This is a genomic window from Enterococcus sp. HMSC061C05 (genome assembly GCF_001814765.1).
GTDB classification, from domain to species: Bacteria; Bacillota; Bacilli; order Lactobacillales; family Enterococcaceae; genus Enterococcus_B; species Enterococcus_B lactis.
The window spans coordinates 138,097-149,302 of record NZ_KV817733.1 but is presented as its reverse complement, the minus strand read 5'-3'; the positions used below and the strand labels follow the sequence as shown (position 1 = coordinate 149,302).

The 11,206-nt window shown below is 39.1% G+C and carries 11 protein-coding genes; 8 read left to right on the top strand and 3 right to left on the bottom strand.

The window, feature by feature from the left end; genetic code table 11:
* Window positions 1–82: 82 nt before the first annotated feature.
* From phnX to HMPREF2988_RS04625, 3 genes are all read right to left on the bottom strand, one after another.
* Entirely contained in the window at window positions 83–868 is a 786-nt protein-coding gene (phnX, locus tag HMPREF2988_RS04635; RefSeq protein WP_070770080.1) for a phosphonoacetaldehyde hydrolase, read from the bottom strand.
* Entirely contained in the window at window positions 861–1,952 is a 1,092-nt protein-coding gene (gene phnW, locus HMPREF2988_RS04630) for a 2-aminoethylphosphonate--pyruvate transaminase (protein ID WP_070770111.1), read from the bottom strand. The genes phnX and phnW overlap by 8 nt, the downstream gene beginning before the upstream one ends.
* A 219-nt stretch (window positions 1,953–2,171) precedes the next feature.
* Window positions 2,172–2,651: an arginine repressor gene (locus HMPREF2988_RS04625; protein ID WP_070770079.1), complete on the bottom strand. Its 480-nt coding sequence runs from the start codon at window positions 2,649–2,651 to the stop codon at window positions 2,172–2,174.
* A 358-nt stretch (window positions 2,652–3,009) separates the two neighbouring features.
* Between HMPREF2988_RS04625 and rpsB the strand changes: the two genes are divergently transcribed.
* The 8 genes from rpsB to HMPREF2988_RS04585 all read left to right on the top strand — a co-directional run bounded on the left by rpsB (window position 3,010) and on the right by HMPREF2988_RS04585 (window position 11,199).
* Window positions 3,010–3,792, top strand: a complete 783-nt coding sequence (gene rpsB / locus HMPREF2988_RS04620; RefSeq protein WP_002293880.1) for a 30S ribosomal protein S2 — start codon at window positions 3,010–3,012, stop codon at window positions 3,790–3,792.
* Between the two features lie 97 nt (window positions 3,793–3,889).
* On the top strand, window positions 3,890–4,771 hold the full coding sequence (gene tsf / locus HMPREF2988_RS04615) for a translation elongation factor Ts (RefSeq protein WP_002293878.1): 882 nt from the start codon (window positions 3,890–3,892) through the stop codon (window positions 4,769–4,771).
* A gap of 135 nt (window positions 4,772–4,906) precedes the next feature.
* Window positions 4,907–5,629, top strand: a complete 723-nt coding sequence (gene pyrH, locus HMPREF2988_RS04610) for a UMP kinase (protein WP_002293877.1) — start codon at window positions 4,907–4,909, stop codon at window positions 5,627–5,629.
* 2 nt (window positions 5,630–5,631) lie between these two features.
* The gene (gene frr / locus HMPREF2988_RS04605) at window positions 5,632–6,189 is read left to right on the top strand and encodes a ribosome recycling factor (protein ID WP_002293875.1); all 558 of its coding nucleotides are present in this window, start codon (window positions 5,632–5,634) and stop codon (window positions 6,187–6,189) included.
* Between the two features lie 194 nt (window positions 6,190–6,383).
* A complete protein-coding gene (locus HMPREF2988_RS04600) occupies window positions 6,384–7,196 on the top strand; it encodes an isoprenyl transferase (RefSeq protein WP_070770078.1) in 813 nt (270 codons plus the stop codon).
* Window positions 7,193–7,993: a phosphatidate cytidylyltransferase gene (locus HMPREF2988_RS04595; RefSeq protein ID WP_070770077.1), complete on the top strand. Its 801-nt coding sequence runs from the start codon at window positions 7,193–7,195 to the stop codon at window positions 7,991–7,993. Before HMPREF2988_RS04600 ends, HMPREF2988_RS04595 begins: the two co-directional genes overlap by 4 nt.
* 160 nt (window positions 7,994–8,153) lie before the next feature.
* Window positions 8,154–9,422: an RIP metalloprotease RseP gene (gene rseP, locus HMPREF2988_RS04590; RefSeq protein WP_002338823.1), complete on the top strand. Its 1,269-nt coding sequence runs from the start codon at window positions 8,154–8,156 to the stop codon at window positions 9,420–9,422.
* Window positions 9,423–9,489: 67 nt separating this feature from the next.
* Entirely contained in the window at window positions 9,490–11,199 is a 1,710-nt protein-coding gene (locus HMPREF2988_RS04585) for a proline--tRNA ligase (protein WP_070770076.1), read from the top strand.
* Window positions 11,200–11,206 lie beyond the last annotated feature (7 nt).

Below are 11,206 nucleotides of genomic sequence, written 5' to 3'. Positions count from 1 at the left end.
AGGAGTTGGCAGGAGAACACCGTTTATTCGCAAATAAGGGCTGTGACAATATTTTTGTCACAGCTCTTATTTTGTATAAAAGTCATTCTGGATTCTTGTCAGCGCACAAAATGTACTCTGTTAACTCCTTCAAGTTATTTACGCAAAGATCAGCACCAGCTTGTTGGAATCTAAGTGCAACAGACTGTTTTAAGCGATCTTTTTCCTCCATCTCTATTTGTTGGTATGCATCATATGAAAGTCCCATCAGCGAACTACCTTCAATCACCCCCACTGTAAACACCCCTGCATTTTTCCCTTCTTGGATATCTGAGACCGTATCTCCGACTTTGATTACTTCATCAACCGACTTGTTTTTGAAATATTGTATGTTTTTATGAATCATATAAGGAAATGGTCGTCCATATCCTTCGACGTCTTCAGAAGTTGCCATGAAGTCTGGTGAATACCCTTCTTTTTTTGCGGTTTCTGCTACGATTGCCATCATAGGAGCAGTAAATCCAGTCGTGGAACCAATATTGATCCCAGCGCTTCTCAACTGTTCGATCGTTTCCAATGTGTCGGGTTTCAAGGTAGAATGTTGGGCCAAATTTTTAAACAGATAATGTTCAAATTGCTGATACAATTCATCCACCTCTTTTTCCTGAGGTAGTTGTCCATGAATCGCTATCCATTGTTCTTTGACAGAAGGGAGGGAAAGAAGCTGTTGGATATGATCCCATTTTAATTTTCCCATCGGTTCGCGGATCTCTTTGTCAGTCAGTTGGATCCCTTTTTCTAGAAAAGCATTTCTAAAAGCGTGGACAGGAGCCATACAGCCAAAGTCCACAGTTGTTCCTGCCCAATCAAAAATTACAGTTTTAATCATTAATGTTCTCCTTATAGTCTTTGATAATTGCTGTCAGTTCTAAAATGTCTTCTGGATAAATCTCGCCAATATTACCGATACGAAAACATTCATGATCGCTGATTTTCCCAGGATAGATCACAAATCCGTTTTGTTTTAAATGCTGATAGAAATGATTGAAATCAAATCGCCAGTCTTTAGGGTAAAGAAAAGAGGTAATGAATGGCCCCTGATACTCTTGGATGAAAGGCTGGAACCCCATCTCTGTCATTTTTTGTCGTAGCACATGATTATTGGCGAGATAACGTGAATATCGAGTTTCGATCCCTCCTTCTAGCTCTAGTTCCTTCAATGCCTGTTGAAAAGCCAAAACCGTATGAGTAGGGGAAGTGAAACGCCATTTGCCATTCTCGTTTTCCATCACGCGGTACTGGTCATACAGATCAAGTGACAAACTTCGACTCACATTTTTTCGCTTTTCTAGTTCCACTTTATTAGCAAGTACAAAAGAAAAACCTGGAACACCTTGAATACATTTATTTGAGCTAGAAATCAAAAAATCGATCCCTAGTTCCGCTACATGAATCGGTATCCCACCAAAGCTAGACATCGCATCTACTATGAACAAAAGATCTCTTTCCTGTGTGACAGCAGCAATTTCTTCCAAATCATTTAAAATACCGGAAGTAGTCTCGCTATGGACCATTGCAAGTGCGGAGATAGACGGATTCTCTTCAATCAACTGTGTAATCATATGTGCTTGGGGGATTTGGTGTTCAGGTACTTCATAAACTGCATAGTTTAGTTGCAGACATTTGCACATGGCAATCATTCGTTGACCGTATGCGCCATTTGAACAAATCAGTAAAGTATCTTCTGGTCTGATCACAGAACTTAAAACAGATTCTACCCCAAAGGAGCCGCTGCCTTGCATCAAGACCGTTGTGTATAGTTCTTCGGGTACTTGAGCAAGCTCCAGCAATTTTTTTCTTATCCATTGTGTCATCTCTTTGTATTCTTGATCCCAGGTACAATGATCGGTCAGCATCGCTTTTTTCACTGTTTCAGAAGTCGTTAATGGTCCAGGCGTTAATAATTTATACATGCGATTTCCTTTCATTTCTTTTTTATTGACATACACAAAGAGCAAGACTCTGCTCTTGCTAACATCCAATATAAATGATGAGTATTGTGATTTAATCAAAGTTATGAAAAGTTTAAATAAAAACTGATGTATTTTTGTAAAGAGTGTAAAAGTTTATTTAACAAGGAAAATATTGAAAATAAAAAAACACGCATTCCTTATTAGGAACGCGTGTTCTGATTAAAAAAGTGATACTTTAGTCGGATGGTGAAGAAATTCTTCTACTCGTTTTGCATCCTCCTCATTTTCTGAGATGATCATAATCGTATCAAATCCAGCAATCGTACTGACGATAGGAGGAGGCTTGATCTCATCTAAAACAGATGCAAATAAATGAGCATTGTCTGGCAAGGTATTAACGATTGTCAAAAAGTGGACTCGTTCGACTTTCAACACAATGTCTTCAATCATTTGAATCAGCCGATCCTCTTCTTCAGTCTTAGTATCAGGAGTACCTTTTTCGCGAAACAACACAAAGCGGGAAATACCGTTTTCATCAGGTGCTTTCACGATTTTCAAATCACGTATATCTCGAGAAATCGTTGCTTGCGTTGCGGTAACGCCATAATGCCCAAGTTTGTTTAATAGTTCTTCTTGCGTATGGATCGGGAATTCTTCAATGACTTGTTTAATCAGCAAATGTCTTTGAGCTTTGCGCATTTTCTTTCTCCTTTACGAAAGATTTCACATGTATCATAACAAAAAAAAGAAGGATTGCCCAATAATATTCGTCTTTTATATCTAAAATTATTTTATGGAAAAAAGAGAATAAAGAAACAAAGAGAAATCTACTGTTTTTCTTGAATTCTTTTTGTCTTTCAGGTAAACTATTGAATGTTGAGCAGAAAAGTACATTTGCTCTTGCGATACGGATCTTTTGTCTGTATAATAGCTGAGGGTGCTTTATGCATCAGCAAATCCACATTCTTATTGGATTGTCGGTAGGTGCTTGAAAAAGTTTGCCGGCAAGGTAGAAGATAAGAAGAGGGAAAATAAAACCAAATCGGAGGAAACAAACATGGCAGTAATTTCTATGAAACAATTACTAGAAGCCGGCGTACACTTTGGTCACCAAACTCGTCGCTGGAACCCAAAAATGAAGAAATATATCTTCACAGAAAGAAACGGAATCTACATCATTGACTTACAAAAAACAGTTAAATTAGTAGATGCAGCTTATGATTACATGAAGAGCGTTGCTGAAGAAGGCGGCGTAGCATTATTCGTAGGTACAAAAAAACAAGCACAAGAAGCAATCAAAGAAGAAGCAACTCGTGCAGGACAATACTTCGTTAACCATCGTTGGTTAGGCGGAACATTGACAAACTGGGATACTATCCAAAAACGTATCAGCCGTTTGAAACAAATCAATGCAATGGAAGAAGATGGAACTTTTGAAGTTCTACCTAAAAAAGAAGTTGCTGGTTTGAACAAAGAACGCGAACGTCTTGAAAAATTCTTAGGCGGTATCGCTGATATGCCAAGAATCCCAGATGTAATGTACATCGTTGACCCACGTAAAGAACGTATTGCTGTTCAAGAAGCACACAAATTAAATATCCCAATCGTAGCTATGGTTGATACAAACTGCGATCCAGATGAAATCGACGTAGTAATCCCTTCAAACGACGACGCAATTCGTGCCGTTAAATTGATTACTTCAAAAATGGCTGATGCTTTCATCGAAGGAAACCAAGGTGAAGATCAAGTAGTTGAAGAAGATTTCACAGAAGAAAACACAGCAACATCAATCGAAGAAATCGTAGATGTTGTTGAAGGCGACAATTCTTCAGCAGAATAATTTTGAATGATGGAGCTGTTTCAAAGGCTGGGCGACAAGCCTCACTCTCCTTTGAAGCAGCTTTTTTTAAAAAGAACACACACAGGAGGAGTTAAACATGGCAGACGTTACAGCTAAAATGGTAAAAGAACTACGCGAAATGACTGGCGTAGGAATGATGGATGCGAAAAAAGCATTAGTTGAAGTAGAAGGCGATATGGAAAAAGCAGTTGATCTTTTACGTGAAAAAGGAATGGCAAAGGCTGCAAAGAAAAATGACCGCATTGCCGCTGAAGGATTAGCTTCAGTTGCTGTGAAAGGTAACACTGCAGCAATCGTTGAAGTAAACTCAGAAACAGACTTTGTATCTAAAAATGAAATGTTCCAAGACTTAGTAAAAGAAATCGCAGAACTTGTTGCTGAAAACAAACCAGCAGACATGGAAGCTGCAATGAAAATCAAAACAGATAAAGGAACGATTGAATCTGACTTGATCGAAGCAACTCAAGTTATCGGAGAAAAAATCAGCTTCCGTCGCTTTGAAGTTGTAGAAAAAGACGACAATGCTGCATTTGGCGGATACTTGCATATGGGTGGACGTATTGCTGTATTGACTGTTCTAGACGGAACAACAGATGAAACAGTTGCAAGAGACGTAGCTATGCACGTAGCAGCTATCAATCCTCGCTATGTAAACGAATCACAAATTCCAGAAGCTGAATTAGAACATGAAAAAACTGTTCTTACAGAACAAGCATTGAATGAAGGCAAACCAGCGAATATCGTTGAAAAAATGGTAGAAGGACGCTTGAAGAAATTCAAAGCAGAAATCGCTTTGGTTGACCAACCATTCGTTAAAGATCCTGATATGACTGTTGAAAAATACGTTGCTTCAAAAGGCGCAACTGTTAAAACATTCGTACGTTTCGAAGTTGGCGAAGGTATCGAAAAACGCGAAGATAACTTTGTAGAAGAAGTTATGAGCCAAGTGAAAAAATAATTCTGTTGAATGACAGACGGGAACGCACGCTTTGTGCGCTCCCTTTTTTTAAGCAAAACAAGAAAAACCAGACTTAGCGTGTCGAAATCATCTAAGTATGGTAAAATGGCAATAGAAAATATTGGAGGAATGAACATGGTCACACCGAAATATCAGCGTGTAGTCTTAAAATTGAGTGGAGAAGCTTTAGCTGGGGATGCAGGATTTGGAATCAAACCACCAGTAATCAAAGAAATCATCCAAGAAATCAAAGAAGTTCACGAACTGGGCGTTGAAATGGCAATCGTTGTGGGCGGCGGAAATATCTGGCGCGGACAAATCGGAGCACAAATGGGTATGGAACGCGCTCAAGCTGATTACATGGGTATGTTAGCTACAGTTATGAATGCCTTAGCTTTACAGGATACGTTGGAAAACGTGGGTGTACCGACACGCGTGCAAACTTCGATTGAAATGCGTCAAATCGCAGAGCCATACATTCGCCGTAAAGCAGAACGTCATTTAGAAAAAGGACGGATTGTTATTTTTGCGGGCGGTACCGGCAACCCGTACTTCTCGACAGATACAACGGCAGCATTACGCGCAGCAGAAATCGGCGCAGATGTTATCCTGATGGCTAAAAACAATGTAGACGGTGTTTATTCTGCTGATCCGAAAGTAGATGCAAATGCAGTGAAATTTGAAGAACTGACTCATCTGGAAGTGATTGCTAAAGGATTACAAGTCATGGATTCAACTGCAAGTTCACTAAGCATGGATAATGACATTCCATTGCTTGTCTTCAATTTAAATGAACACGGAAATATTCGCCGGGCAATCTTAGGCGAAAATATCGGAACGACTGTAAGGGGGAAATAAAAATGGCAGATGCAATTATGACAGAAGCAAAAGAAAAAATGAAAAAAGCAGCACAAAATCTTCAACGTGAACTTGGGCAAATCCGCGCAGGCCGCGCGAATGCTAGCCTTTTGGATCGAATCACTGTGAATTATTACGGTGCACCAACTCCATTGAACCAAATGGCGTCAATCCAAATCCCAGAAGCACGTGTTTTAATGATCACGCCTTTTGACAAGAGCATTCTTCAAGATGTTGAAAAAGCTATTATGGCAAGTGATATCGGAATCAGTCCTACCAATGATGGAAATGTTATTCGTTTGGTTATCCCGCAACTGACAGAAGAACGCAGAAAAGAATTAGCTAAAGATGTGAAAAAAGAAGCAGAAAATGCAAAAATCGCGATTCGTAACATCCGTCGTGATGCGATCGACGAATATAAAAAACAACAAAAAAATGGTGACATTACCGAAGATGATTTGCGCGGACTAGAAAAAGACGTACAAACATTGACAGATAACAGCATTAAAGAAGTAGATAAGATCGCTGCTGATAAAGAAAAAGAATTATTGGAAGTTTAATAAAACCATAAAAACAGAGGGGCGGATCATTCCGCTTCCTCTGTTTTTATTTATGTTTCTTTTATTTAAAGATTAAAAAAAGAAAAAATTATTCAGTTTTTAAATAAAAAAACAATGATTTCATAGGAAAAACGTTTAGATATTGCTATAATACTTAAGATAGTGGGAATCTTTTAAGTATAGGAGGAAAAAGAATGTTACGTTTTTTTCCGCAAAAAAACAAATATATTCAAGAAAAAAGCGAATTTCAATTTAATGCCGATGGACCAATTCCTCAACACGTTGCCATCATCATGGACGGCAATGGTCGTTGGGCGCAAAACCGGCGTTTGCCAAGAGTCGCTGGTCATAAAGAAGGTATGGAAACAGTAAAGAAAGTTACAAAGAAAGCATCAAGGCTTGGAGTGAAAGTATTGACGCTTTATGCTTTTTCGACTGAAAACTGGAAGCGACCAAAAGATGAAGTAAGTTTTCTCATGCAACTACCTGTCGACTTTTTTGATACGTTCGTACCAGAATTGATCAAAGAAAACGTCAAAGTCCATGTTATGGGGTATGAGAACGTGTTACCAGAACATACGCAAGACGCTGTAAAACGTGCAATTGAGCAAACAAAAGACAATACCGGAATGGTGTTAAACTTTGCTTTGAATTACGGAAGCAGAGCAGAAATCGTGACTGCAGTCCAAAAAATTGCTGAAGAAGTAGCAAAGGGAGAAATACAGGCAGAAGAAATCGATGATGAAGTGATTGCCAACCATCTAATGACAGGTTTCTTGCCCAAAGAATTACAAGATCCTGAGTTGATGATCCGTACAAGCGGAGAAGAACGGATCAGTAATTTTCTGTTATGGCAGATTGCATATAGCGAATTGTATTTTACAAAAGCACTTTGGCCTGATTTTGACGGTGCGCATCTTGAAGAAGCAATTGCCTCTTATCAAAATCGAGATCGTCGATTCGGCGGTGTAAAAAAAACAGAAAATGAGAAAGGGGATCAGTCATGAAACAACGCGTAAACACAGCAGCCGTGGCGCTTGTCTTGTTTATTCCGATTATATGGATTGGGGGCATAGCGGTTGAGCTTACCGCAGCAGTCTTAGCTGTGGTAGGAGTTTATGAGCTTTTTCGGATGAAAGGATTGACTCTCCTAAGTTTTGAAGGAGTTTTATCCGCTATTGGTGCAGTGCTCCTTGTCTTGCCAAAAGAAAGATGGTTCTTCTTTCTTCCAGAGAACGTCAGTACATTTATGCTATTTTATCTTATCGTTATGATCCTTTTAGGGACGTCAGTTATTTCTAAAAATACGTATACGATTGATGAAGCAGGTTTCCCAGTACTTGTCAGTTTGTATGTAGGAATAGGCTTCCAGAATTTCGTCAATGCACGAACAGAAAGTTTAGCTGTTTTGATTTTTGGTCTGTTTATTGTTTGGGCAACTGATATTGGTGCTTATATGGTTGGCCGTCGTTATGGACAACACAAGTTAAGTCCGGATATTTCACCGAACAAAACGATTGAAGGTGCGCTAGGCGGGATCGGAAGTGCTGTTGTAGTCGCATTTCTTTATTTATTGTTGTATCCAGCAAAAGAACTATTCAATCATGGTATGTTTGTCATGCTTCTGATGACGATTATTTTTTCGGCAGTCGGACAATTTGGCGATTTGGTCGAATCAGCAATCAAACGCCATTATGATGTGAAAGACTCAGGAAATATCTTACCGGGCCACGGAGGAATCTTAGACCGTTTCGATAGCTTGCTGTTTGTATTCCCTATCATGCATTTATTTGGCATTATTTAGTAAGTATACCTGCGTTTCTTTGTGATTTTCATAAAAGACGCAGGTTTTTGTTTCTCATTTTATTGATACTATTGGTGTCTTAGGTATACTATGGTAAAATTATAGTGTTTTAACGTTGTTTAAAAAAACACACAAAAAACAAGTAAAGGAGAAAAAAGCTATGAAAACGATACTAACATTTATCATTGTTTTTGGTATATTAGTGATTGTTCATGAGTTTGGTCATTTCTTCTTTGCGAAACGATCAGGAATCCTCGTTCGCGAATTTGCTATCGGTATGGGTCCGAAAATTTATGGGCATCAAGCAAAAGACGGGACAACATATACGCTTCGCCTATTACCTATTGGCGGTTATGTTCGAATGGCAGGCAATGGGGATGATGAAACAGAAATGGCACCAGGTATGCCTCTTTCTCTTTTACTAAATTCTGACGGCATCGTAGAGAAGATAAATTTAAGTAAGAAAATCCAATTGACAAATGCTATCCCGATGGAATTGAGCCGTTATGATTTAGAAGATGAGCTGACTATCACTGGTTATGTGAATGGGGATGAAACAGAAGTAGTGACCTATCCTGTCGATCACGATGCGACGATTATTGAAACCGACGGAACAGAAATCAGAATTGCACCAAAAGATGTACAGTTCCAATCGGCTAAACTGTGGCAGCGTATGCTGACCAATTTTGCCGGTCCGATGAATAACTTTATCTTGGCAATCGTGTTATTCATTATTCTTGCATTCATGCAAGGCGGTGTTCAAGTGACAAATACTAATCGTGTAGGAGAGATTATCCCTAATGGTGCTGCGGCAGAAGCAGGCTTAAAAGAAAATGATAAGGTAGTTAGTGTGGACGGTAAAGAAATCCACTCTTGGAACGATTTGACAACAGTCATCACGAAAAATCCAGGTAAAACATTAGATTTTGAGATCGAACGAGAAGGTAAGATGCAATCTGTCGACGTGACACCGAAATCTGTAGAGTCAAATGGCGAAAAAGTTGGCCAACTTGGCATACAAGCCCCAATGAATACAGGTTTTATGGATAAGATCATCGGCGGAACACGTCAAGCTTTTAGCGGTTCATTAGAAATTTTCAAAGCCTTAGGTTCACTGTTTACAGGTTTTAGTTTAGATAAATTAGGCGGGCCTGTTATGATGTACCAATTGTCTTCAGAAGCAGCAAACCAAGGTGTAACAACTGTTATTGGTTTGATGGCGCTTCTTTCAATGAACCTGGGAATCGTCAATCTGCTTCCAATCCCTGCCTTAGATGGTGGGAAATTAGTGTTGAATATTTTTGAAGGGATTCGTGGGAAACCATTAAGTCAAGAAAAAGAAGGAATATTGACATTAGCTGGCTTTGGATTTTTAATGTTGTTGATGGTGCTAGTTACATGGAACGATATTCAACGATTCTTTTTCTAGAAAAAGTTGACAAATAGGGTATAATAACAAACGATAACTATTTTGAGGAAATAAAGGAGTATATAGAATGAGACAATCAAAAATGTTGATTCCAACATTACGTGAAGTTCCAAATGATGCAGAAGTATTAAGTCATCAAATCTTGCTAAGAGCTGGATATATCCGTCAAGTATCAGCGGGTATCTATTCTTATCTGCCATTAGCAAATCGTGTGTTAGAAAAGCTGAAACGTATCATGCGGGAAGAATTTGAAAAAATCGGTGCGGTAGAGATGCTGATGCCTGCCATCTTGCCAGCAGAACTTTGGGAAGAGTCAGGACGTTATGAAACATATGGCCCAAACTTGTATCGTTTCAAGGACCGTAATGATCGAAAAATGATTCTTGGACCAACTCACGAAGAAACTTTCACTGATTTGATGCGTAATGAAATCAATTCGTATAAGAAATTACCTTTGAATCTTTATCAAATCCAACCTAAGTATCGTGACGAAAAACGTCCTCGTTTTGGTTTGCTTCGCGGACGTGAGTTTATCATGAAAGATGCGTATTCTTTCCATGCAACAGAAGAAAGTTTAGACGAAACATATAAAGATTATGAAAAAGCCTATACCGAAGTCTTCAAGCGTTGCGGTTTGGAATTTCGTTCGATCATCGGAGACGGTGGCGCAATGGGCGGAAAAGACTCAAAGGAATTCATGGCGATCTCAGAGATTGGGGAGGATACGATCTGTTATTCGACTGAAAGTGATTATGCTGCAAACTTGGAGATGGCTACAAGCTACTATGTATCAAAAAAATCGCATGAAACACAGCTTGAATTAGAGAAAGTAGCTACACCTAACATAAAATCAATTGATGAAGTAGCAGATTTCTTTTCTGTTGAACCTCAAAAAATTATCAAGTCTGTATTGTTCATTGCGGATGAACAACCTGTCCTTGTTTTGGTACGCGGAGACCATGCAGTCAATGACGTAAAACTGAAAAACTATCTATCTGCTGACTTTTTAGAAGAAGCGACGGAAGAAGAAGCACAAAAATATCTAGGTGCTGAGTTTGGTTCTGTCGGACCAATCGGTGTTTCAGATGACGTAAAAGTATATGCAGACCGTTATGTCCAAGATTTAGCGAATGCCATTACTGGAGCGAACGAAACAGGATTCCACTATAAAAATGTGAATCCAGAACGCGATTTCACTGTGCTTTCTTATGAAGATCTTCGGTTTGTACAAGAAGGCGATCCTTCACCAGACAACAACGGTGTTCTTGCCTTTACACGAGGAATCGAAATCGGACATATCTTCAAAATTGGCACTCGTTACAGTGAATCTATGGGAGCAACCGTTCTAGACGAAAACGGACGGGAAAAATTTGTGATTATGGGCTGTTATGGTATCGGTGTGAGCCGTTTATTATCAGCAATCGTAGAACAACATTCAGATGAACAAGGAATCAATTGGCCAAAAGGAATTGCGCCATTTGATCTGCATATCGTCCAAATGAATCTAAAAGACGAATACCAAACAAACTTGACGAATGAACTAGAAGAAGCGATGACAAAAGCTGGCTATGAAGTACTGGTTGATGATAGAAATGAACGCGCAGGAGTGAAATTCGCGGATTCTGATTTGATTGGCTGTCCAATCAGAATTACTGTCGGTAAAAAAGCAGTGGATGGAATCGTAGAAGTGAAAATCAAGAAAACTGGCGAAATGGTTGAAGTACGTAAAGAAGAATTGGCGAATACTTTACCAATCCTCTTGAACCAAGGCGAATAATAAGCGT

Coding starts and splice junctions, on each gene's coding strand:
- phnX (WP_070770080.1), bottom strand. CDS start 868: ATGATTAAAACTGTAATTTTTGATTGGGCAGGAACAACTGTGGACTTT.
- phnW (WP_070770111.1), bottom strand. CDS start 1,952: ATGTATAAATTATTAACGCCTGGACCATTAACGACTTCTGAAACAGTG.
- HMPREF2988_RS04625 (WP_070770079.1), bottom strand. CDS start 2,651: ATGCGCAAAGCTCAAAGACATTTGCTGATTAAACAAGTCATTGAAGAA.
- rpsB (WP_002293880.1), top strand. CDS start 3,010: ATGGCAGTAATTTCTATGAAACAATTACTAGAAGCCGGCGTACACTTT.
- tsf (WP_002293878.1), top strand. CDS start 3,890: ATGGCAGACGTTACAGCTAAAATGGTAAAAGAACTACGCGAAATGACT.
- pyrH (WP_002293877.1), top strand. CDS start 4,907: ATGGTCACACCGAAATATCAGCGTGTAGTCTTAAAATTGAGTGGAGAA.
- frr (WP_002293875.1), top strand. CDS start 5,632: ATGGCAGATGCAATTATGACAGAAGCAAAAGAAAAAATGAAAAAAGCA.
- HMPREF2988_RS04600 (WP_070770078.1), top strand. CDS start 6,384: ATGTTACGTTTTTTTCCGCAAAAAAACAAATATATTCAAGAAAAAAGC.
- HMPREF2988_RS04595 (WP_070770077.1), top strand. CDS start 7,193: ATGAAACAACGCGTAAACACAGCAGCCGTGGCGCTTGTCTTGTTTATT.
- rseP (WP_002338823.1), top strand. CDS start 8,154: ATGAAAACGATACTAACATTTATCATTGTTTTTGGTATATTAGTGATT.
- HMPREF2988_RS04585 (WP_070770076.1), top strand. CDS start 9,490: ATGAGACAATCAAAAATGTTGATTCCAACATTACGTGAAGTTCCAAAT.